The sequence below is a fragment of the Bradyrhizobium semiaridum genome (assembly GCF_020329505.1).
In the GTDB taxonomy this organism is placed as follows: Bacteria; Pseudomonadota; Alphaproteobacteria; order Rhizobiales; family Xanthobacteraceae; genus Bradyrhizobium; species Bradyrhizobium semiaridum.
The window spans coordinates 57,544-77,579 of sequence record NZ_JAGKJJ010000003.1 but is presented as its reverse complement, the minus strand read 5'-3'; the positions used below and the strand labels follow the sequence as shown (position 1 = coordinate 77,579).

Genomic DNA, 20,036 nt, shown 5'->3' with positions numbered 1-20,036 from the left:
GTCTTTTTCCAACACGAGCATTGCGTTCCTGCGTTCCATTTGCAAAGCTAATGGCAAATCATCTGGACATAAGGTGGGCTGCTGCCATGATGAACCTGATGCATTGGAGAACGGTCGTTGCCGTCGCCGACTATGGCAATATCACCCGCGCGGCCGAGCGCGTCGGCCTGACCCAGTCGGGTGCGAGCCAGGCCATCGCCCTGCTTGAGGAGTTGCTCGGCGTGCAGCTCTTTACCCGCGATCGCAGGCAGACCGTTCCGACCGCCGTCGGATTTCAGATCATCGAGCAGGCGCGGGTGATGCTGTCGGCGCTCGAGACGATTCGGACAGTGGTCGATGAATCGAGAGGGCTCGAGCGCGGCACGATCAGGATGGCCTGCTTTCCGGTCGTCCTTGCCACGATCCTGCCGCCGATCCTGCGGCGCTTCAAGCAATCCCACCCGGGTATCGATGTCATCACCCTCGAGGCGAGCGATGAAGAGATCGATGCGCTGATCGCCGCGGGGCAGGTCGACATCGGCATGGTGGTCAATCCGCCCGCGTCGCGCAATTCCGTCCTGCTCGGCAGGGATCCATGGGTTGCGGTTGTCCCCAATGGCCATCGGTTTGCCCGCCCCGCGCGGCGCGACGTCGTTGCCTTGAGCGAATTGGTCGCCGAGCCGTTTATTTTGGCGACCGGAGGGTGTCGCGCCACCGCCGAGAAGGTCATTGCCGAGCAGCGCCTGAAGCTCGATGATCTCCGCGTCTCGGTGCGTGACTGGAGCAGCGCCTTTGCGCTGGTGCGCGAAGGAGTCGGCGTGACGCTGGTTCCGGAATTGACACTCCCGGATAACCGGCAAGGTCTGCGCATTCTTGAACTCGCAGAGCCCGTCCACCGGCGCTTTGGCCTTGTCAGCCACACCAAGGCGAACACGAAAGCGGTGCGCGCGTTTTTCGACATGCTGCAGCCGGCCTGATCGCGCCATCAGCATCTATTGCGAATTGTCCCGTCGCGCGCGATCCGTGCGTCGACCGAATCCGTGCTGGCGTGTCCCTGGCGATCATGAGCGATGCGGATCGCGCGCTCGCACAATGTGCCTGCTGCCATCGACATCGAGTCTGGACTCGTGCCGTCCACCAAGCAGTAGCGGAGCTAATGGGAGGATTCTGGACAATTAATTTTACGCGATCCTGGGCGAGCCCTATCCGTTGACGGCGATCAAGCGGGGACGCACCGGCCGACCTTCGAGCGTGCCGTGGAACGGCGGACGCCCGGCGCACAACAGAGACGAAACGATAGGGATGACATGATGAAGTTATATTCGGCGCCGAATTCCTGCTCCCTGTCGCCACATATCGTGCTGCGCGAGCTCGAGCTACCGTTCAAGCTCGTGATGGTGAACAACAAGACCAAGCGGACATCCGAGGGCGGCAATTTCCTCGAGATCAATCCAAAAGGTTACGTGGCTGCACTGCAGCTCGACGGCGGCGAGATCATCACCGAGGGACCGGCAATTGTGCAGTATCTCGCCGATCTCAAGCCTGCAGCCGGGCTCGCGCCTCCGTCAGGAAGTCTGCAACGCGTGCGGCTGCAGGAGTGGCTCAACTTCATCACAAGCGAGATTCATGCGACCTCGCATCCGCTATTCAATGCGGAGATACCGGAGAACATCAAGCAGATCTTCAAGGAACGTCTGTTCCGCAGGTTTGGCGAGATCACGGCAACGCTCGAAGCGCAGGATCATCTGCTCGGCGACAGCTTCGGCATTGCCGACGCCTATCTCTATACGGTGCTGCTCTGGATGAAGTCATTCTCGATCGATCTCGCTCGCTGGCCGGCGATCCAGGCCTACATGGAGCGCATTGCAAGGCGTCCCCACGTTCAAGCGGCGCTCGACGCCGAGGCGAGGGCTTCGCTCCCTTAAGCGGATGGCCGGCTGGGCCGGCCGTCTGGGACCATTTCCGTGCGACGGCGATGCAAGGCGCGGCCGAAGATTATAGAAATTCATGGAGGATTTGCTGATGACTTACGAACCGATCGTAAGGATGGATAAGCGCGTCGACGGGCTGATCTCTTCCGACGCCAAGCTCGAAGCCGTCGTCACCGGGTTCGGATTCACCGAGGGCGTGACCTGGATCAATGCCGGTCCCGACAGTCATCTGCTGTTCAGCGACATTCCGGCCAATGTGATCTATCGCTGGCAGCCGGGCCACAAGGCCGAGATTTACCTGGAGAAGACCGGCTACCAAGGCGCCGACGTATGGCGCGTCGGCATGCCCTTCACCAACGGCAAGGCGTCCGAGCATCCCCAGTTCGAACAATTCAACATGTTCGGCTCGAACGGCCTCACCCTCGACCAGGAGGGGCGGCTCATCATCGCCACCTGGGGTGGCCGCTCCATCGTCCGGGTCGAAAGGGACGGTCGGCGCTCAGTCCTTGCCGATAAGTATCAAGGTAAGCGGTTCGGCGGACCAAATGATGTGGTGGTTCGCAAGGACGGGTCGATCTATTTCACCGACACATTCGGCGGCATGTTGAAGCTCGGCGACGATCCGAGCTGCGAGATCGATATCAATGCAATCTACATGATCAGAAATGGCGATGTTGTCCGGGTGATCGACGACATTCCAAACACCAACGGGCTTGCGTTCTCGCCGGACGAGAAGGTGCTCTACGCCAACGGATCGATCGACAATTACATCCGTCGCTACGACGTGCTGGACGATGGCACGGTGGCCAATGGCCGCATGTTCGCCGACCTGCGCGAAGAGACCGGCATTGGCATTACAGATGGCATGCGGGTGGACGAGCGCGGCAATTTGTGGTCGGCGGGACCGGGCGGCGTCTGGATCATCAGCCCTGAGGGGACGCGCCTTGGCCGCATACCCCTGCCCGAGGGTGGGACCAATCTCGTGTTTGGCGGCGCTGACCGCCGGACGGTATTCGTGTCGTGCCCGACGACAATCTACCGGATCGATACGCTCGTCGCCGGCGCCCGCTGACATTCATTTGCCGGCGCGTGCGCTCGGCGCCGGCGCTGAAAATCATTGACGTTCCGTTCCTCAGGAGATCCTCATGAAGAGAAGGCAGTTCCTGACACTGTCGGGCCGGGCGGGCTTGCTTGCTGCCGCCGCAAATGCCGCACCAGCGCTGTTGACGAGACGGGCCGCCGCACAGACGCGCTCCTCGATCCGGATCGGCATGTCGATTTCCTCGACCGGCCCCTTCGCACATGATGCGCAATCCGGCAGCCGGGCCATCAAGATGTGGCTGGACGATGCGAACCGGCAGGGCGGTCTCCTGCACAGGGGACGCCGCCTGCCGATCGAGCTGCTGATCCGCGACGACCGCAGCGACAAGCAGCTGGTGCCGCGCGTCTATGAAAGCCTGATCAATGACGACAAGATCGACCTGGTGCTCGGGCCCTACGGCTCGACCCTGACGGCCGCGGCCGCAGCCGTCACCGAGCGTTATGATGTCTTCATGATGGGTTGGGCGGTCGCGGCAGACACCGTCTTCCAGCAGGGCTACCGCTTTATCGTGAACGGCGGCACGACGCCGATTTCGCGGGTGCCTGACGTTCCCGTGCAAGTGCTCAAGGATGTTGGCGGGCGGGTGGTCTCGACCATTGCGGTCGACGAGCCATACTCGGAAGCCCTGGCCGGACTGATCAAGATTGCCGCCGAGAAGCGCGGTCTGCGGATCGGGACCATGGAGAAATACCAGCGCGGCGCACGGGATTTTACCATCTCGCTGCAGAAGGCTGCGGCTGCCGGCACGGACCTGCTCTGCATCACCTCCTACGATTCCGACATGATCGCCATGCTCCGGCAGATGAAGGAAAATGACATCAATTTCCCCGCGATCTTCTCCGGCTTCTCGCAGAATTCTTCCATCCTGGCGCTCGGCGCCGATGCCATCGGGCTCTGGGGCCAGTTCAACATCGATCCTCGGGTGCACTATCCGGTCACCCGCGGGGCGGATGCGGCAGGTTTCCTGAAGGCCTACCGGGCGACATATCCGGGGGGGCCGGATCCCGACATCAATACCGCGGTCGCTTACGCCGGCACCACGGTGCTTGGTGCGGTGATCGAGCAGGCTGCGGATCTTTCCGCCGCGGCGCTGAAGCGGGCGGCGCTTGACCTGAGCGGCAAGCTCACCGTGCTGAGCGGGACGTACGCGATCGACGAGACCGGCCAGCAAACCGGGTTCAATATCCTGGTGCTGCAGAACACCGCCGATGGCCGCGATGTCATCGCGCCAGCGTCAGTCGCGACGGCCAAGCCGCGTTATCCGATGCCGACCTGGGCGGAGCGCGCTTGATGTTGGCTGGTTGTTTCGGTCTCGCCGGTAGATCGCCTGCGGCGACATATGGCGCAGCCAACGCGGCGGCTGGTTCGCGACCGGGGAGGGGCCGGTGACGGAGCTGAGCCAGGCTACGGCGCAAAATACCCGCAAGGACGCATATCAAAGCGCATCGTCGAGGCTGACGCGCTCCTCTCTTCTGATCTGGAACGCCACACTTGCGGTTATGTTTGCCGTCGCGGCAGCGATCCCGTGGGCAAGCAACGGTCTTTCCTTCTGGTTCTATCTCCTGCAATGGGTGACGCTTGCGACGGCGGTCAATCTCGTTGCCGGCCTTGTCGGCTACCTGCCTTTTGGCTTTGTGGCGTTCTTCGGAATTGGCTCATATGCAGCGGCAGTGCTGACCCAATTCCACGGTGTTTTGGCGGGATGGAGCATCTGTGGAGCGGCCATGGCGGGCACTGTGCTGGCGCTACTGTTCGCGCCCACCATGAGGCTGAGCGGCGTGTTCTTCTCGATCGTCAGCCTCTCGCTGTCGATTGTCCTGAAGAGCCTCGTCTCGATCCTGCCAGAACATGTCGCCGGTGGAAGCTCAGGTGTCACGATTACCGCCATCAAGGATCCGAGCCTGGCCTACTACCTGATGGTCGCGCTCTGCCTTGTATCGCTGTCAATCGCAACGCTCATTGCGGTCACGCCTTACGGATTGCGGCTGAAGGCGATCCGGGACGATGCCGGAGCTGCTGCGATGATCGGCATCGACGTCACGCGGCTACGGCTTTCGGTGTGGCTTCTGTCGGCCACGATTGCCTCGACGTGTGGCGGGATCGAGGCGCTCTATTCGTCCGTGATCGACCCGTCAGCCTCCTTCAACATGCTGATCTCGGCAAAGGCCATCATCTATGCCGCGCTCGGCGGGCTCGGCACCGTCATGGGGCCATTGTTGGGGGCGCTGCTGATGAGCGTGGTCGATGAGTTGATCTGGGCGAGATTTCCGGTCGCAAACCTATTCATTCTCGGCGCCCTGATATCGCTGACCGTCCTCGCCATGCCGAAGGGATTGATCGGCTCGCTGCTCGACCGCCATCCCCGGTTCCGCCGCTGGTTGTTCTGAGGGAAACATGGCGACACTCGTCCCCAACATCATCCTGAACGCTGCGATCCTCGGCGTCATCTACGGGTTTCTCGGCTTGAGCCTGACCATCGTCTACGGCGGCATGCGCATAGCCAATCTCGCGCATGGCGACATTGTCGTTGCCGGCAGCTTCATCACGTACGCGCTGACGGCCAAATTTGGTTATTCGCCGATCGCCGCCCTGCCGGTCGCGTTCACTTATCTTTCCGTGCTCGGCTACGGCCTGTATCGGATTGCCGGCAAGCGGTTGCAGAACTCGCGGGAGCCGGAACTTGCTTCGTTTCTCTTCTTCTATGGTGTCTCGCTCATGATCAGCGCATCGCTGCTCTTCGTCTTCGACGCCGACGCGCGCGCCATCTCGTTCCAGTTCAGGCCGCTTTCGTTTCAATTTCTGGGCCTGCGGGTGCCCCATGCCAGGCTGGTCGCGGCTGGCGTTGCGCTTGCCCTGGTGCCGGTGATCTTCTGGGCGCTTTACCAAACTATCTATGGCAAGGCGCTGCGTGGCGCGATCATGAACCGCGACGCGCTCCGCATCGTCGGTATCGATATCGACCGACTGTCGTTATTTGCCTTCTCGATCAGCTTCGGACTTGCAGGAATGACCGGCGTGCTGATCGCGTTGGTGTTTCCCGCGTTCAGCCCGTTCTCCGGGATGGACTATACCATTCTGGGCTTCGTCGTGATCGTCCTCGGCGGACTGGGCAGTCCGCTGGGTGCATTGGCTGGGGGAATGGTGTTTGCGCTGACCGAACAACTGACGACGCTCTACCTCGGCCAGAGCACCGGGCTGATTGCAGGATTTCTGGTACTTGTCGCCGTCATCGTGGTCCGGCCCGCCGGCCTGATGGGGCAGGTGGAGTGGAGGGCCTAGGGCGATGCTGAGGATTTCCGGGGTGTCGAAGAGCTTTGGCGCGATCAGGGCGCTGCGGGAGATATCGCTCAATATCGAACCGGGTGAAGCGGTTGGATTGATGGGCGTCAATGGTGCCGGCAAGTCGACGCTGCTCAATTGCATCTGCGGGCTGATGAAGCCGGATGGTGGCGCGATCGAGCTCGACGGCAAGAACATCATTGGCATGGCGCCACATCGCGTCAGCATGATGGGGGTGGGGCGTACGTTCCAGGTGCCAAGGTCATTTCGCGGCCTAACCGTGCTCGAGAACTTGATCGTCGCGCCGTCCCGCGAGGCAGATCGGGAGGCGAAAGCAGATCGCGCCCATAAGGCGCTGAAGCGCGTCAAGCTCGACAGGCTGGCAAGCAACTATGCCTGGGAGCTCTCTGGCGGACAGCAGAAGTTACTTGAGCTCGCCCGATTGATCATGATCTGGCCGAACGTCGTGCTGTTCGATGAGCCGTTTGCCGGGATGCATTCGGATCTCTGCCGCATGTTCATCGACGAGCTCAAGGAGATGCTGCAGCAGCGTGTTGCGATCCTGCTGGTATGTCACGACCCCGGAACTCTCTATCGCCTCTCCAGGCGGATCATCGTGATGCACGAGGGCGGAATCCTCGCCGAGGGATCACCGGAGCAGATCAAGACCGATCCAAAGGTCGTCGACGCCTATCTCGGCACTGCGCATTAGAGGAGCGAACGGCGTGACCGAATTGTCTTCTGACAACGTCAAGGCGGTTGTCGCGGAATTCTGCGATGTCTCCGCCGCGTATTTCGGCGACATCCACGTGCTGCGAAATCTGTCGCTGGTATTTCGATCTGGGACCGTGACAGGGATTATCGGACCCAACGGGGCGGGCAAATCGACCGTGCTCAAGACCTTCATGGGAGCGCTCAAACCGCGCTCCGGCGACATCCGCCTCTACGGCAAGTCGCTTGCCGGCGTCCCCAACCATGTTCTCGCATTGATGGGCGTCGCCTATGTGCCGCAAAACCGCAGCCTCTTCCTCGGCCTTTCGGTGGAGGATAACCTTCTGCTCGGGTGCTGGCCGATCCGCCACGACCGGGTCAGGACCCGCAGGATACTGGACCGCACCCTGACCGAGTTTCCGATGCTCGGTGCGGCGCGCCGAAATCTGGCGGGGTCGCTCAGCGGCGGACAACGCCGCTTTCTGGAGATAGCGCGAGCGCTGCTTTTGGACCCCAAGATCATCCTGCTCGACGAACCGACCGCCATGATCGCCCCGAAGTTTGCGGCCGACGTCTACGAGAAGATCAGCGCACTCGCGGCGGAGGGCCTTGCCGTGGTTCTGGTCGATCAGAACATCAAACCGTGCATCGAGGTCTCGAACTACATCTATGTGCTCGAGCTTGGCCAGAAAACCACCGAGGGCACCGCGGACTTCCTGCAGTCCGACGACAAGATGCGTGAAGAGATCGGCCGCTGGCTCGAGGTTTCGGGCGGCTAGAGGCGTATCGGCGCCCGGAAGAGAGAGAGCGATTGGCTGTCTAGTGAGGATATGCGCGGCGATCAGTGGCGTGCGCGGCGTGCCATTCGAGCGGCCGTGTGGTTCGGTGCGGCATGGCAGCAGAACGAGGGCGTGTCGCCTTTGCGTTGCGCACCCGGCAACACGGTGTGAGAGCATTGCTGTTACCAGAGTAGCGAGCCACTCGACTATATCCGGCTCCAGTTCGCGGAACCGGAGATGTCGAGATGCCGTTCGTGTCGGTCGCAGGTGCAGAAATCCACTTTGAGGCGATCGGCCAGGGGCCACCATTGATCCTGATCTCCGGTATGGGCGGACTGGCCTCCTACTGGACACCACAGCTCGAGCCGCTCTCGAAACTGTTTCGGGTATTGACCTTCGATCACCGGGGAACTGGCCGCTCGAGCCATAGCCAGATCGAGTACTCGGTGGAACTGCTTGCATCCGATACGATCGGATTGATGGATGCGCTCGGGATCGAGGCTGCGCACTTTCTCGGCCATTCGACCGGCGGCATGATGCTTCAGGTGATTTCCTCGAGATATCCGGCGCGAGTGTTGAGCCAGGTTCTTTATGGGACCCGCGGGCGAACTGATGAGTTCACCCGCCGGGCGATGGGAATGCGAAAGGAGATCGTACTCGGCGTCGGTGTCGATGCCTATGTCAAGTCGACGCCAGTGTTCCTCTATCCAAGCCGATGGATTGCCGACAATACTGCCGAACTGGCGAGGCGCGAGGAGCTTGCGATCAAGAGCTCCGCAGCTCCCGCCATACTCGCAAGCAGGCTCGACGCCGTGTTGCGGCATAACCAGATCGATGCGCTTCCCCGCATTAAGGCGCCGACCCTCGTAACCTGCGCCCGGGACGATTTCCTGACGCCAATCTACTATTCCGAGGAGCTGGCCGAACTGATCCCGAGAGCAAAGCTCTCGTTCGTCTCAGGCGGAGGCCATGCCTGCTCGGTGACCAATCCGGCCGAATTCAATGAGATTGTGCTCGAATTCTTCCGGAGCGTGACCGAAGAACGAGCAGCAAGTAGCGCGCGGCCGCGCGGCTGATGGGCTCGACGGCTGGCCCGATCAGGCCCGCCAACAAGCGGCTGTTCCCGCGGACTGCAAATCATTTCAGCAAAGGGAAAGGACCCGATAAATGCCTAAGATTCCGATCAATCCCGTAGGCTCCGCAGCACCGCTTGCGCCTTACTCCGCTGGTGTCCGGGCCGGAAACGCGGTCTATGTCTCTGGCGTGCTGCCGATTGCCGCCGACGGGCAGACCGTCGGAATTGGCGATGTCAGGACGCAAACCCGGCACGTCCTGCAGCGGATAGAGGCGGTGATCAACGCTGCCGGCGGGACAATGGCCGACGTCGCGATGAACAGCATATTCCTCAAGGACCTGAACGACTATCAGGCGATGAACGAGGTATATGCGGAGTTCTTTCCAGGCGATCCTCCGGCCCGCTTCTGCATCCGGGCCGACCTCGTCAAGAGCGAATTCCTGGTCGAGATCGCGTCCGTCGCGCACCTCACCTGAGCTGCTGGGCCAGGGCATCGAGCATGGCGCGGGCTGCGAACGACAGATGCCTCTTGTTGTGGACGCACAGTTCCAGGCGATAGGCGGTCTGCGGAGTCGTCACGATGGCCTTGGCGAGGAGACTGCCTTCCTCGAGCTCGCGCCGGATCAGGGAGGGAGACATGAAGGCGATAGCTGCTCCCTCGAGCACCAAGCCCTTGATTGCCGCGACCGAATTGGACGACATCAGCTGCCGGGGCGTGACCCCGCAGCGTGCGAAGGCCTGATCGAGGAGTTGCCTGACGCCAAATGAACCGAGCAGCATTGCCGCCGGATAGCCGCTCGCTTCCTGTAGGGTGATGCTGTCGCGAGCCGCGAGCGGGTGCAGGCGCGACACGATGGCATGCACCTTCTCGGTGCGACATGCGACGACCTTGATTTCCGGCCGTGCGGCCAGATTGATCGTGATGCCAAAGTCGCATTCGTCCTGCAGGAGCGCTTCAGCGATCCGGTCGGTTGGGGCGGTGATAACCTGATAGCTGACATCGGGATATTTGTTGTGGAATGCCGCGATGGCGCGTGGCAGGAACTCGGTGGCAAGCCCTTCGACGCAGAAGATGTCGAGCCGGCCCCGCCGCAGCTGTTTTAGGTCGTCGACCAGTGAACGGATCCGGTCGAAGCCCCGAAACATCGACCTGCCTTGCTCGGCAACGAGGACGCCCGCCGCCGTCAAGGTGACGCCGCCTGGGCCGCGTTCGATCAGCTCGGCCTGCAGATCATGCTCGAGGTTGGCGATCTGCCGGCTGACCGCCGAGGCCGCAACATGAAGGCGCTGGGCGGCCTGCCGGATCGAGCCGCAATCCGCCACCTCAATAAAATATCGAAGCGAAACGTGGTTCATTTTGATCGCCAAATTAAGGGGCAAGAGTGCCCGAGCAGACGATACTTGCTTCGTAGCGACCCTTCCAGATGTGCGCGGACCGGCTTTGGCTTGCCATCTGCGCCGCGTCATTTCTTGCTGTGAGCAATCGGTCCAAGCGATGACGGAGCCCTTTGCGCGTTGCATTAGCGGCAACGCGCTGTTCGGCTCTTCATGCTACCTGCCTGCATGCGAGTTGTTGCACGGTGGCGTCCGCAGCAAAAGTTAAGGAGCCCAAAATGAGCGCGCGACCGCCGGCAAGTGGCATCAGCAAGAGTATCCCGCAGCCCATCGTCGACATCAGGCTGGCATCGCTGGAGGCAAGCGAGAAAGTGGTGTTCGGACCGCTCTCCTTCTATCAGCCGCTGATCGATCGCGGTGAAACCCCCGTGTTCATGGGAATACAAACCTGCGAGCCGGGATACTTCCAACCGATGCACTGGCACCCCTACACCGAGTGCCTGGTGGTGCTGGAAGGCGAAGCGAACGCATGGCTCATCGGCAAGGAATCCGAGAAGAAGCGAGGGAAGGCGGGAGACGTGTTCGAGTTTCCTCCCAATGTGCCGCATGCGTTCGAAGTGGCCGGACAAGCCACCGTTCGGGTGCTGGGCGTTCACTGTTCGCCGGTCCGTATCGTCCACTTCGTCGATTCGAGTCTCGTCATGAAGAATGGCTACCAGGTGCTCGACGAGCAACTCGCGCCGACCTATTGAGGTGGGCTTGCAAGGGTGGAGTGGCCGCGCGCAGGCTGGCGGCGATCGTAACTTGCACCGGCTGCGGCCGCCGCCAAAAGTGCCAAGCAGACATCTTAGCGGCCTCGCGATCACGCCATCAAACATTTGAACGCCGCCCGCTTTGGCGTGTCGCTGGCGACACGAACGGTGTTCTCGAGAGCTCTCCCAAACTGAGCCCCCGGCCGCGAGGCGGGGGCTGCTTTTTTGTGAGTACCGGTGCTGGAGCAGCACTTGAAGGTTCGTCATGACGCCCATCGAATATTCATTTCAGGGGTTTGTTGATGAGCTCGAGACGGCCTCGGATCAAGCGTCCTTCGAGCGCGTCGCGGCTCGCATGACGCGCAGGCTCGGATTCGAGAGCTTTGCATATCTTCGCCTCACCGCCGATGATCCGACCTTGATATCCTCGTACCCCAAATCCTGGACCGAGAGATATTTTGGTCTGAAGTACCAAAAAATCGATCCGGTGGTCCGGCGTGCCGCTGCGGAGCAAGACGTGTTCGCGTGGGACGGTCGTTCGATCCAGACAGACGACCGGAAGCTAAAGCGGTTCTTCGAGGAGGCGACAGCGTTCGGGATCAGATCGGGCGTCACGGTGCCGATCAGGTCAGGGTTCGGGCGAATGGCAGCTTTCACCGTTGCGACAACGGAAACGATAGACGACACCGAGCGGCTGGTTTCGGAGCGTGTCGAGATCCTGCGGCTGGCAGGCTTGTATTTCCACGCCCACGTCAGCGCGAGACTGGAGCCGCACGAGAGCGCCGCCGAAGGCGCGATCCTGACGCAGCGGGAGCGGCAATGCCTGTCTTGGGTCGCTCGCGGCAAGACTATTGCTGATGTTGCGGTGCTCGTTCAAATCTCGCCTCGAACTGTTGCGTTCCACCTTGAGAATGCCCGGCGCAAGCTCAATGCCGGCTCAATTGCGCAGTGTGTTCTCGAAGCATTTCGCCTGCGGGAATTGAGCTGACGGCACGTGGTTTCGCCCGACGGGCAAACGCTCGATCGAAGCGTTCGGGACCTAGGGGTTGCAGGTTCGAATGCTGCCACTCCGACCGCCGCTCAGAGCCCCGTGCAGATGATCGGGATGGTGATGGCCATAAGTACCCTGCAGAACCTACGGCGACATGCCGAGGAACCCGGCTGCGGCCTCCCAAATCGGCACGCCGCGCTGCGTCAGCCACGTGTCGCCGTATGGCGCAACGTGTGTGGAGTGACTTTCCCGGGCATCTTGGCCCGATCCACGGCAGATATTAAGTCCTCATGTCAAGAGCTAAGTGACTTATTTTATTGGGATTTTCGATCCGCTTGAGTACGACCGAGGCCCGGTAAATTGAAGCGCCCTTCTAAAGTAGACGCCGAAGGGCTTCAATCTGCTCAGGTGTTCAAACGTCGATTCCTGGTGCGGTCCATGAGTTGTAACGAACCCGGAGAATGTGAAGTTCCTCATATGGCCCTCCGGCGCTTATGCCGTCTTCTCGGCTTAAGCGATGGCCCGCCTCTTGCGCCGTGTCGGGTGCGCGTCAAGGGCGGGCACCGCCGTCGTCTCGACCCTTGATGCGCACCAGACGCGGTGCGACCTGTCGCCTCGTGGACGGTGGCTCAGCACTTGGTCTGTCCTTCCGCATGGCGCAGGTGACCGCGGGCTAGCCCCTCATAATTTTTCGAGTCGTAGGAAATCAACCGGGGCAAGCGTGTTGTGTGTCTGGGGCAACCTGGAGGAGGATGCTCATGAGGATAAGCACGTTCGCTGTTGTGGCTGCAGTGATCGCAGTGGCCCCCGCGATGGTTCAACACGTAGCGGCTCAGAACCTGCAAAGCGAAGCTGATAAGGGCGTGAAGACCCGCAACTCGGGCGAGTCCGGCTACGTCGGCGACCAGGAGAAGCCGGGCGCCACGGCAACGCCCCCGGGACGGCCGGGTGCGGCCAGTGGTGCAAGCGGCGCCATGAACTCTCCAAGCGCTCAGAATTCGGGAACCGGCATCAGTGGTGCTCCAGGCAACAAGAACGGTCCCGCGCCAGGAAGCACCGTAGGCTCAAACCCTCAAAATCAGCACGTCCAGCAACAAGACCCGTCAAACATTAAAGGCCTGCCCGGCAACAAGAGCGGCCCGCCCGCAAAGCGCTGAAAACTGTCAAGGAGAGGCGGCTAACGACTTCCAATCAGGCAACGGCCGCCTCCGCGATTCCTTCGGATTGCCTAGCGCATTGCGGCCCGCGCCAATTGGCACCTTCGGTAATCATACAGGCGGAACTTGGCTGTGCTGCTCGGAACCAGCCTGTAATCAGCCCTTGGCCGAGCGTATGACCGACGCGGAACGATATTTTCTCCAGGCTGAGGATTGCCGAAGGCAGGCCGAGAGATCCCTCAGTCCGTTAGACAGGGAGGCATGGCTGCGGTTGGCGGAAGAGTGGACCAAGCTGGCGGAAAACGCGAGGGCCAGAGTGGGCTTCCGAAGACCACCGAGCGGCGATGCGGGGAACGACGGTTAATCGCTGTCGTCTCGACAGGCCTTCACTTCCATGAGCAATGAGGAGCTGTCGTAGATGGCTCGACGCAGCTCAGTGACGCGCTCTTCCTGTTGCGCGACGAACATTCTTCTCTGCTCGCGCAGGCGGCGTGCTTCTTCAATCGCAAGCGAAGCGCGCATGAGCAACTGGTCTGTCATGCCACCAGATTAGACAGATGGCCGATCGACGCCTTCGCTTATGTTAGGATCGTCCAAGACGGGCGGTCACCAGGGGCGCGGGCATTATGCCCTGCCGCCATCCTCCTCCACGCTCTCAAACCCGCCTAATTCTACAATTCTTTCGAGGTCACGGAGCGTGACGACCCGGCGCTTGAAATCAAGGACACCTTCGGTCCGGAACGCCTGGAGGACCCGATTGACATGGACAACACTGAGCCCGAGCGCATCGGCCAGCTTCGATTGCGTGATGGGAAAGTCAAACTGCTCGTTGGCAACCAGCCCCATGGCCGCCAGCCGCTGGCGCAACTCCCCGATCAAATAGGCCATGCGCCCCGAGGCTGATCGCGTGCCGAGGTTTACAATCCATTGACGAAACAGGACAGCGTCAAGCAGCGTCTCCCGCCACAGCGCTCTCGCCAGCGCCGGCCGTGACTCAATGATCCGCTCAAGCGCATCATGATTGATGAAGCCGAGCCTCGCTGGCGAGAGGGTGGTGAGGTCGTGGTCCATCCGCTTCAGAGGCAAGCCTTGGAGATCAGGTATGTCACCAGCGATGTGAAACGAGAGAATCTGCCGCTTGCCAGTTTCCGAAACCTTGGACCGGTAAGCAAAGCCGCTCATGATGACACAGCATTGGGTGCTGAGATCACCCTCGCGAACGATGAGCGAATCCTCGGGCATATTCTTAACCGGAGTCACGACGGCGCGTAACGCCTCGACATTTTCATCAGGCAGTTCGGAGTGCAGCCGCAACTTGCGGATCATCATCTCGACGGGCATTCGAGATTCCTTAAGAGAGGGGCGGGACGGATGCTATCCGGTTCCGCCAGCTTACGCTTGGAACGAGCCCGAATGTCATTAATTATTCCGCAGCATCAGCCCACCGCGAACAGTCGTCTGGAATGCCTCGCTATTTTTTTCACATTCAGCATGGCGAGCGCTATGCCGACGAATCCGGCGTAGATCTTTCCGGCGAGGAGGAGGCGTGGAAAGAGGCTACTTTCACTGCCGGGCAACTTCTCCAAGACCTCGACGGGGCGCTGAAGCCCGGCCAGGAATGGCGCCTGGAAGTAACCGACGAGGGGGCAAACCCTGTTTGCATCCTCCACGTGCTGGCCGAACGGCACTGACTGGCTTTTGTCGACCCAAAGGCGGGCGCGGCTTCAAAGCCCAATGCGCGCCACAGCGGCCTCAGCGATCTGCTTGGGATCCCCCGGGCTCGTCTCGGCAACCTCTAAAACCTTGCGAGCTACCAGTTCGCAAAGCGGATCATCACGATCAACCAGCCCCATCCGTCCCAAGGCAAGATTGAACGCCTTGGTCAGACACTCGATTTTCTCCGGCGGATATTTCTCCGCCGCCAGTAACCGATTGATTGGCATTGCTTGCATTCCCGCCCAAACCCGACTTCCTTCGTACGATTGAACTTGCTCGCGCAGTAGATTGGTCGGAGCTAGCCGCCTCCAGCCTTGACTCTAAGTTCTCATTTCGTTCTTATGGCGGCTTAGGTGCTGTCCTAATTAGGACACCCGCAGAATGGAATTAGGACACCCGTCCCCGTTAAGCATCCGGACGATTTGTTTACCTTTGATTCACCCAAGTTAATTGACTGGCTCACGCTTTGATTCGATGTTCGACGAACTGGGCATGGCGGTTTAATTAAGGACAATTTTTCTCAGGGCTCAGAGAGCCGCCAAAGTATTGCATCGGCGGATCGGGAAGGCTGGAATGAGGAACGGCCTCAGCATCACCTCCAAGGGTGCTGGGGCCGTTTCTTTTCACAGTTAGCCTGCGCCGGTCGCCCCCTATGCTAGGCGACCGGCAGCAGGCTTGGGCCGGGCGTCCCGTGCTGAGTGGGTTGGCCGGCCCCGCGTTGGTCGTATCATAGCGGAACACGGCTTACATCCGCGCAACTACGGGCCGGGAACTGGTGGCAACCGTTCTCGTTAGACTTTCGTCCCGTCGAGGAGAGTGGGACACAACGGCTCCAGCGCACCCTGCCATCGCTGGAGCCGCTGTAACAAAGAACGGCCTCAGTGGCTCCTCCGGGCGCTGAGGCCGTTTCTTTTCAGTGCGGCTTATCGTTATCTAGATCGGACGGATGTTGGCCGTGGAGATCGCATAGACGACGAAGCGCCCAGAACTCGCATCGATCATCATCGCCCTCGACGGGGACAGTAAATGGACCGTTCTTCCCGATCCACCATTCGGCTGTGTTTAGCGGACCTTTCCCTTCCATTGGCTTGCACTGCCAACGGCGGAGTTTCGCCTCCCATTCGCTTCTAGAAAGGAGGCGATTTGCAATCACGTTTTAATGGACGGTTGCCACGTATTCCTTTGGTCCGGGCACAAAACCGCGCGGGGCAACGATGCCGTTTTCCTCAAGCATTTCCCGAAGATTCCCAAGAGGCTTTACGTCGATCTGAGTATTGAACTGGTGAGACAAGATCACGCTCAGAGCTTCCGTCACATCCTCCAAAACACCATCGATGTTAGTATGTGAAAGCACGAGCCCGGGAACGTCATCACTCCAAGCGCGGAGTCCACCGTCGGGACGCGACTCAAAACAAACTGTGACCTTGAATGACCGATTTTTCATGGCGACTTTCTGTTGCTGGACAAGGGCGACAGACACGCTCACTTTCTAACGCGCATCACTGTGTAGACCAGACAAGTTACTATGTGGTTGATTTGTTCCAAAAATCAAGAGGAATTTCAGTAGGTTAGCCCAATGGTGATGTGCACCAATTTGGTGCACAAACCCATGATTTGATTAGAAAATTTTCCCCAACCTTAAACTTTACCGCCCTCAATTACCGTAAAGTTTCGGGTTACACGAACCGGCCGGTTCGGCTCCAGCGGCAGCACGGCGTCCAGCAAATCGCCAATCGTCCACACCCGCTCAGCAACGCCAAGCGCGACCGCTGGCGTGGTCCGCAGCGCCTCATGGACGCGGCACAGGTTGTAATGCGCCACATAGAGGCTCACGGCTGCGGCGTGGTGATCCAGCTTCTTTGAGAAGCCGTTGGTGAGCCGGGCAAACCGCTTTTGCGTCATCCGCAGCGTCAGGTTCTGCCGCTCAACGTAGCTGGTCGAGATGTTCGCCGGCATGCCGCTCTCTACCTCGCGGGTTACAGCTACTACTTCGGCGGGGCTGTAGCGGCGCGCGGCTTCCTTCACAGCCAGGTTGGTTACGCTGTAGGTCTTTACGATCACGCCATGATGGGCGCGGCCATTGAAGGCGTCGCGGATCGATACCTTGTACGGATGGAAGCCGTCCGTGCTGATCTCCGGCGCGCCAATAACACGCTGGCGAAGGTCCTGCACGAACAGGTCCGTATTACCGCCAATCCAGAGCGAACCATGCCCACACTCGAATTCCTCCGCTCGGAGATCGAGCGCACGCGCGTGCAAGTCAGCCGCCAGCGCAAGGAAATCCTCCAGCTCCAGAGAGCTGGTATCCTGACCAGTTCAGCCGAAGCTTTGCTCCAACGGATGCTCGACAGGATCGACCTTTGTACCGATCGGGATCGGATGAAGGCTCAGTTGCCGAAGCCAAAGGGCCGCGTGCTGGGAGGCCGGAAATGGTGAGCGAGCGCCCGCAGTGGTTCGACGATTGGGAAAACCCGCCGCCGTTCATCAAGGCCCTGAACGAAGTCCGGCAGCTCTCTTGCCGGGAAGGCTGGTGCTACCACCATGTTCAGGCCATCCAGGTTGCGATTGACCAATACGCGGAAGCTGCCCTCGGCAATCGCGCCTTCTTCCTGAACCGGCCCTATAGCATTGGTCCTGGTAGAAAAGTCGTCCCCTGACGAATGCCGGCCGATCGTCTCTCCAAACCGCGTAACCTTAGCGTTTGAACCAAACCGACTTTCCGGGGTTAGTAGTTCATCACCGGCCAAGGCTCTGTCCGTGGGCGTCGGTGGCTGAGAGACCGATCGCGCTCCCGCCTGCACAAGGAGGGAGCGGGCGATGCTCGACTCATCGGAATCTGCCGAACGCCTCAACAGCTATCGACGGATGGCGTCCCACTTGGCCGAAGTTATAGCTCGTTCACGCGAGGTTTTGGCCCGGTCGGAAGCACTGCTCCAACAGACACGACCGACGACGTTCCTGGGCGACCGCAGCAATCCGCCGAATGAACAAAGGAAGTCGACCCCGGTGGGCGGTTTCGTCGAAACGGGCCCGGTCGAAAGCTGACCCGCCCGGGCACAAATAAAAAGGGGCCGTGTCACGCATCACGGCCCCCAACCGGAAATCTGAAAATTCGATCTTGATGAAACTAGCCCGGGCACGACGATACTACCCTCGCTTGCTCTCAATGCAGACTCCGTAAAAACACGGGAGAACACGCTATCGCGACAAAGCGCTGGCGCTCGGCCTGGACCACAGGAACATCGCGGCCATGGCCAGCGTTTGCACGCATGGAAGCAGTAACCTGTACGCTGCCCGCCGTTGGCCCCAGCGGCGGGCTTTTTGTGAGTTGCGTTTTGACCAAGCGTATTGCCATGCCGGGGTTCATCAAACCCCAGCTTGCGACCCTCCGGAGCAAAGCTCCATCAGGGCCCGATTGGATTCATGAGATCAAATACGATGGCTATCGCATCCAGCTGCACCTTGATCACGGCACAGCCAAAGCGTTCACCCGCAACGGCCTGAACTGGGTGAAGCGGTTTTCCACCATTGCCGGCGCCTTCGACATCTCAGGCCAAGCCATCATCGATGGCGAAGTCGTTGTGGTCCACGAGGGCCGTACCAACTTTTCAGAGCTACAGGCCGAACTCGCCAGGGGCAATCAGGACCGTTTACTCTACTACGCCTTTGATCTGCTATGGCTCGACGGGCAAGACATCAGGAAAGCACCGCAGCTTGAACGTAAGGCCATGCTGCAGGGCCTGTTTGATGCGTACCAGCTCGAACCGCCCGTGGTGTTCAGTGAGCACGTTACCGGCGATGGTCAGCAACTGTTCGAGCATGCCGCCAAGCTCCACTACGAGGGAATTATCTCGAAGCGCACCGACGCGCCGTATCGGTCCGAGCGGGGTGAAGCTTGGCTAAAGGTGAAGACGACCCACAAAGGCAGCTTCCCCGTCGTGGGCTTCATCAAGGACCCGACAGGTGTCGCCGCGCTCTATCTTGGCAAGCAGGATGGCAACCAGCTTGTTTATATGGGAAAGGTCGGCACCGGCTGGAATCGCACCACGTCGGCGAAGATCCGGAAGGCGCTCGACAGCGTCATTAGTCCAAAAAGTAAATTGAGTAAGCCACTCAGGAAGCCCAAGGCAACATGGGTTGAGCCTGTTTTTACAGCTGAAATCGAGTACCGCGACCTAACGTCCGAAGGATTGCTGCGCGCAAGCTCGTTCAAGGGAATTTCCAAAAAGTAACACGTGTTGTAGCGTGGCCTGCGATTTCATTCTTAAGTAAGTCTCATCACCGCACGGCCCTCGGCAAACATCGGTGATGAGATCGCTCATCACAGCGCTCCCGCCCCACTCAAGCAGGGAGACGCGCCATGAAGAAGCGGCGTCGTTTCAAACAAACCGAAACCCTCCAGGAGCGGCTGGCGAAGTTTGCTGCCGATAGCCTTGAGCAGGCGAAGAACCTTCCGGCCGGCCCCGAACGAGAGGAGCTTTTGAAAAAAGCTCGCAGGGCGGATACGGCTGCTCACATCGACCAATGGGCTGCGTCATCTGGACTGCAGCCTCCGACGTAAGGGCTTGGAGTTTTCTCCTCCCTCCAAGTCCCAAGAGCCCTCGCATATGGCGGGGCTCTTCCGCGTTTAGGAACGAAGTCCATCACCTTCGCGTTTTATACTCATGAGTGAGCGCGTGCCCGTTCTTGTAGAAAATGCCGTTCAAATCGCCTGGGATTTCCTTGAAGGCTCCGGCGAGATCGTTGACGGGTACGAAACAAGCCGCTTCCTCGTGGAGTACATCGGCCGATTGGCCTCAGGCGGCGAGCGGCGTAAAATCATGCTCGCAAACCGCGCCATTGACGCTTACCGAAAGAGCAGGCCACAAGCCGCATAACATGAACAAACGCATTGACGAAGCTGTTGCTGCCCGCGCCTACGAGCTTTGGGAGAAGGCTGGAAAGCCGGACGGTCGTGACGAGGAATTTTGGCACCTGGCCGAGCAGGAACTCATCAACGAGGATAAAGGCTCACCCCTGCGTACCCCCGACACGCTGTGATCAACCCTAATTGCCCCATTTGCCACGGTCTCGGCTGGGTATGCGAGAACCACCCGCATCTCGCCTGGACCGACGAACCCACCGGCTGCATGTGCGGCGCCGGCATGCGGTGCGAGTGCAACAGCTCGGCCGATATCGATGCAGGAATTGAACAGCCGGATATGGGTGGGATGCTCAAGGAGACCCCGC

At 60.1% G+C, this 20,036-nt stretch carries 26 protein-coding genes; 20 read left to right on the top strand and 6 right to left on the bottom strand.

The features are described from left to right. Positions 1 to 86 precede the first annotated feature (86 nt). The 10 genes from J6500_RS05045 (at position 87) to J6500_RS05000 (ending at position 9,332) form a co-directional block, all read left to right on the top strand. Positions 87 to 956, top strand: coding sequence for a LysR family transcriptional regulator (locus tag J6500_RS05045; RefSeq protein ID WP_225711574.1), 870 nt, complete (start codon positions 87 to 89; stop codon positions 954 to 956). Between the two features lie 330 nt (positions 957 to 1,286). Next, positions 1,287 to 1,904 (top strand): glutathione transferase GstA, encoded by a 618-nt coding sequence (gstA, locus tag J6500_RS05040; RefSeq protein WP_225711573.1) that lies wholly within the window; start codon positions 1,287 to 1,289, stop codon positions 1,902 to 1,904. 97 nt (positions 1,905 to 2,001) lie between these two features. Further along, positions 2,002 to 2,982 (top strand): SMP-30/gluconolactonase/LRE family protein, encoded by a 981-nt coding sequence (locus J6500_RS05035; protein WP_225711572.1) that lies wholly within the window; start codon positions 2,002 to 2,004, stop codon positions 2,980 to 2,982. 73 nt (positions 2,983 to 3,055) lie between these two features. Beyond that, positions 3,056 to 4,303: an ABC transporter substrate-binding protein gene (locus J6500_RS05030; RefSeq protein ID WP_225711571.1), complete on the top strand. Its 1,248-nt coding sequence runs from the start codon at positions 3,056 to 3,058 to the stop codon at positions 4,301 to 4,303. 94 nt (positions 4,304 to 4,397) lie between these two features. After that, on the top strand, positions 4,398 to 5,399 hold the full coding sequence (locus J6500_RS05025) for a branched-chain amino acid ABC transporter permease (protein WP_225711570.1): 1,002 nt from the start codon (positions 4,398 to 4,400) through the stop codon (positions 5,397 to 5,399). A gap of 7 nt (positions 5,400 to 5,406) precedes the next feature. Beyond that, positions 5,407 to 6,291: a branched-chain amino acid ABC transporter permease gene (locus J6500_RS05020; protein ID WP_225711569.1), complete on the top strand. Its 885-nt coding sequence runs from the start codon at positions 5,407 to 5,409 to the stop codon at positions 6,289 to 6,291. Positions 6,292 to 6,295: 4 nt separating this feature from the next. After that, positions 6,296 to 7,003 carry an ABC transporter ATP-binding protein gene (locus J6500_RS05015; RefSeq protein ID WP_225711568.1) on the top strand — a complete coding sequence of 236 codons (708 nt, stop codon included), beginning with the start codon at positions 6,296 to 6,298 and terminating at the stop codon, positions 7,001 to 7,003. A gap of 13 nt (positions 7,004 to 7,016) precedes the next feature. Then, entirely contained in the window at positions 7,017 to 7,781 is a 765-nt protein-coding gene (locus J6500_RS05010) for a branched-chain amino acid ABC transporter ATP-binding protein (protein WP_225711567.1), read from the top strand. A 245-nt stretch (positions 7,782 to 8,026) separates the two neighbouring features. After that, the gene (locus J6500_RS05005) at positions 8,027 to 8,857 is read left to right on the top strand and encodes an alpha/beta fold hydrolase (RefSeq protein WP_225711566.1); all 831 of its coding nucleotides are present in this window, start codon (positions 8,027 to 8,029) and stop codon (positions 8,855 to 8,857) included. A 91-nt stretch (positions 8,858 to 8,948) separates the two neighbouring features. Continuing rightward, positions 8,949 to 9,332 (top strand): Rid family hydrolase, encoded by a 384-nt coding sequence (locus J6500_RS05000; RefSeq protein WP_225711565.1) that lies wholly within the window; start codon positions 8,949 to 8,951, stop codon positions 9,330 to 9,332. Here the strand turns inward: J6500_RS05000 and J6500_RS04995 are convergent. After that, positions 9,325 to 10,212, bottom strand: a complete 888-nt coding sequence (locus J6500_RS04995) for a LysR family transcriptional regulator (protein WP_225711564.1) — start codon at positions 10,210 to 10,212, stop codon at positions 9,325 to 9,327. The two genes, J6500_RS05000 and J6500_RS04995, sit on opposite strands and share 8 nt — an antisense overlap. Before the next feature lie 257 nt (positions 10,213 to 10,469). On the opposite strand from J6500_RS04995, the gene J6500_RS04990 reads away from it, so the two are divergent. The 3 genes from J6500_RS04990 (at position 10,470) to J6500_RS04980 (ending at position 13,091) form a co-directional block, all read left to right on the top strand. Further along, positions 10,470 to 10,943 carry a cupin domain-containing protein gene (locus J6500_RS04990; protein ID WP_225711563.1) on the top strand — a complete coding sequence of 158 codons (474 nt, stop codon included), beginning with the start codon at positions 10,470 to 10,472 and terminating at the stop codon, positions 10,941 to 10,943. Between the two features lie 265 nt (positions 10,944 to 11,208). Then, positions 11,209 to 11,931 (top strand): helix-turn-helix transcriptional regulator, encoded by a 723-nt coding sequence (locus tag J6500_RS04985; protein ID WP_225711562.1) that lies wholly within the window; start codon positions 11,209 to 11,211, stop codon positions 11,929 to 11,931. 761 nt (positions 11,932 to 12,692) lie between these two features. Beyond that, positions 12,693 to 13,091 carry a hypothetical protein gene (locus J6500_RS04980; protein ID WP_225711796.1) on the top strand — a complete coding sequence of 133 codons (399 nt, stop codon included), beginning with the start codon at positions 12,693 to 12,695 and terminating at the stop codon, positions 13,089 to 13,091. Between the two features lie 360 nt (positions 13,092 to 13,451). Here the strand turns inward: J6500_RS04980 and J6500_RS04975 are convergent, their stop codons facing one another. Both J6500_RS04975 and J6500_RS04970 read right to left on the bottom strand, forming a co-directional pair. Then, positions 13,452 to 13,631, bottom strand: coding sequence for a hypothetical protein (locus J6500_RS04975; RefSeq protein WP_225711561.1), 180 nt, complete (start codon positions 13,629 to 13,631; stop codon positions 13,452 to 13,454). 84 nt (positions 13,632 to 13,715) lie between these two features. Further along, complete coding sequence (locus tag J6500_RS04970) at positions 13,716 to 14,432, bottom strand: Crp/Fnr family transcriptional regulator (protein ID WP_225711560.1); 717 nt, start codon at positions 14,430 to 14,432, stop codon at positions 13,716 to 13,718. Positions 14,433 to 14,554: 122 nt separating this feature from the next. Here J6500_RS04970 and J6500_RS04965 point away from each other — a divergent pair, with 122 nt between their 5' ends. Then, positions 14,555 to 14,782 carry a DUF6894 family protein gene (locus J6500_RS04965; RefSeq protein ID WP_225711559.1) on the top strand — a complete coding sequence of 76 codons (228 nt, stop codon included), beginning with the start codon at positions 14,555 to 14,557 and terminating at the stop codon, positions 14,780 to 14,782. Between the two features lie 33 nt (positions 14,783 to 14,815). On the opposite strand, the gene J6500_RS04960 is transcribed toward J6500_RS04965, so the two are convergent. From J6500_RS04960 to J6500_RS04950, 3 genes are all read right to left on the bottom strand, one after another. Continuing rightward, positions 14,816 to 15,034, bottom strand: coding sequence for a hypothetical protein (locus J6500_RS04960; protein ID WP_225711558.1), 219 nt, complete (start codon positions 15,032 to 15,034; stop codon positions 14,816 to 14,818). Between the two features lie 929 nt (positions 15,035 to 15,963). Continuing rightward, entirely contained in the window at positions 15,964 to 16,287 is a 324-nt protein-coding gene (locus J6500_RS04955; protein ID WP_225711557.1) for a hypothetical protein, read from the bottom strand. Between the two features lie 158 nt (positions 16,288 to 16,445). Further along, positions 16,446 to 16,979, bottom strand: a complete 534-nt coding sequence (locus J6500_RS04950; protein WP_225711556.1) for an IS1 family transposase — start codon at positions 16,977 to 16,979, stop codon at positions 16,446 to 16,448. 36 nt (positions 16,980 to 17,015) lie between these two features. Here J6500_RS04950 and J6500_RS04945 point away from each other — a divergent pair, with 36 nt between their 5' ends. The 6 genes from J6500_RS04945 to J6500_RS04920 all read left to right on the top strand — a co-directional run bounded on the left by J6500_RS04945 (position 17,016) and on the right by J6500_RS04920 (position 19,847). After that, the gene (locus J6500_RS04945; RefSeq protein ID WP_225711555.1) at positions 17,016 to 17,243 is read left to right on the top strand and encodes a hypothetical protein; all 228 of its coding nucleotides are present in this window, start codon (positions 17,016 to 17,018) and stop codon (positions 17,241 to 17,243) included. Next, positions 17,237 to 17,464 (top strand): hypothetical protein, encoded by a 228-nt coding sequence (locus J6500_RS04940; RefSeq protein WP_225711554.1) that lies wholly within the window; start codon positions 17,237 to 17,239, stop codon positions 17,462 to 17,464. Before J6500_RS04945 ends, J6500_RS04940 begins: the two co-directional genes overlap by 7 nt. Before the next feature lie 678 nt (positions 17,465 to 18,142). Then, positions 18,143 to 19,039, top strand: a complete 897-nt coding sequence (gene ligD / locus J6500_RS04935; protein ID WP_312018194.1) for a non-homologous end-joining DNA ligase — start codon at positions 18,143 to 18,145, stop codon at positions 19,037 to 19,039. Between the two features lie 128 nt (positions 19,040 to 19,167). Further along, positions 19,168 to 19,368 (top strand): hypothetical protein, encoded by a 201-nt coding sequence (locus J6500_RS04930; protein WP_225711553.1) that lies wholly within the window; start codon positions 19,168 to 19,170, stop codon positions 19,366 to 19,368. Between the two features lie 115 nt (positions 19,369 to 19,483). Next, positions 19,484 to 19,684, top strand: coding sequence for a hypothetical protein (locus J6500_RS04925; RefSeq protein ID WP_312018193.1), 201 nt, complete (start codon positions 19,484 to 19,486; stop codon positions 19,682 to 19,684). A gap of 1 nt (position 19,685) precedes the next feature. Beyond that, positions 19,686 to 19,847: a DUF2934 domain-containing protein gene (locus J6500_RS04920; protein WP_225711551.1), complete on the top strand. Its 162-nt coding sequence runs from the start codon at positions 19,686 to 19,688 to the stop codon at positions 19,845 to 19,847. Positions 19,848 to 20,036: the final 189 nt, after the last annotated feature.

Excerpts from the sequence above, each read along its gene's own strand:
- J6500_RS05045 (WP_225711574.1), top strand. The coding sequence starts at position 87 with ATGATGAACCTGATGCATTGGAGAACGGTCGTTGCCGTCGCCGACTAT.
- gstA (WP_225711573.1), top strand. The coding sequence starts at position 1,287 with ATGATGAAGTTATATTCGGCGCCGAATTCCTGCTCCCTGTCGCCACAT.
- J6500_RS05035 (WP_225711572.1), top strand. The coding sequence starts at position 2,002 with ATGACTTACGAACCGATCGTAAGGATGGATAAGCGCGTCGACGGGCTG.
- J6500_RS05030 (WP_225711571.1), top strand. The coding sequence starts at position 3,056 with ATGAAGAGAAGGCAGTTCCTGACACTGTCGGGCCGGGCGGGCTTGCTT.
- J6500_RS05020 (WP_225711569.1), top strand. The coding sequence starts at position 5,407 with ATGGCGACACTCGTCCCCAACATCATCCTGAACGCTGCGATCCTCGGC.
- J6500_RS05015 (WP_225711568.1), top strand. The coding sequence starts at position 6,296 with ATGCTGAGGATTTCCGGGGTGTCGAAGAGCTTTGGCGCGATCAGGGCG.
- J6500_RS05005 (WP_225711566.1), top strand. The coding sequence starts at position 8,027 with ATGCCGTTCGTGTCGGTCGCAGGTGCAGAAATCCACTTTGAGGCGATC.
- J6500_RS05000 (WP_225711565.1), top strand. The coding sequence starts at position 8,949 with ATGCCTAAGATTCCGATCAATCCCGTAGGCTCCGCAGCACCGCTTGCG.
- J6500_RS04995 (WP_225711564.1), bottom strand. The coding sequence starts at position 10,212 with ATGAACCACGTTTCGCTTCGATATTTTATTGAGGTGGCGGATTGCGGC.
- J6500_RS04990 (WP_225711563.1), top strand. The coding sequence starts at position 10,470 with ATGAGCGCGCGACCGCCGGCAAGTGGCATCAGCAAGAGTATCCCGCAG.
- J6500_RS04985 (WP_225711562.1), top strand. The coding sequence starts at position 11,209 with ATGACGCCCATCGAATATTCATTTCAGGGGTTTGTTGATGAGCTCGAG.
- J6500_RS04980 (WP_225711796.1), top strand. The coding sequence starts at position 12,693 with ATGAGGATAAGCACGTTCGCTGTTGTGGCTGCAGTGATCGCAGTGGCC.
- J6500_RS04975 (WP_225711561.1), bottom strand. The coding sequence starts at position 13,631 with ATGACAGACCAGTTGCTCATGCGCGCTTCGCTTGCGATTGAAGAAGCA.
- J6500_RS04970 (WP_225711560.1), bottom strand. The coding sequence starts at position 14,432 with ATGCCCGTCGAGATGATGATCCGCAAGTTGCGGCTGCACTCCGAACTG.
- J6500_RS04965 (WP_225711559.1), top strand. The coding sequence starts at position 14,555 with ATGCCTCGCTATTTTTTTCACATTCAGCATGGCGAGCGCTATGCCGAC.
- J6500_RS04960 (WP_225711558.1), bottom strand. The coding sequence starts at position 15,034 with ATGCCAATCAATCGGTTACTGGCGGCGGAGAAATATCCGCCGGAGAAA.
- J6500_RS04945 (WP_225711555.1), top strand. The coding sequence starts at position 17,016 with ATGCCCACACTCGAATTCCTCCGCTCGGAGATCGAGCGCACGCGCGTG.
- J6500_RS04940 (WP_225711554.1), top strand. The coding sequence starts at position 17,237 with ATGGTGAGCGAGCGCCCGCAGTGGTTCGACGATTGGGAAAACCCGCCG.
- J6500_RS04930 (WP_225711553.1), top strand. The coding sequence starts at position 19,168 with ATGAAGAAGCGGCGTCGTTTCAAACAAACCGAAACCCTCCAGGAGCGG.
- J6500_RS04920 (WP_225711551.1), top strand. The coding sequence starts at position 19,686 with ATGAACAAACGCATTGACGAAGCTGTTGCTGCCCGCGCCTACGAGCTT.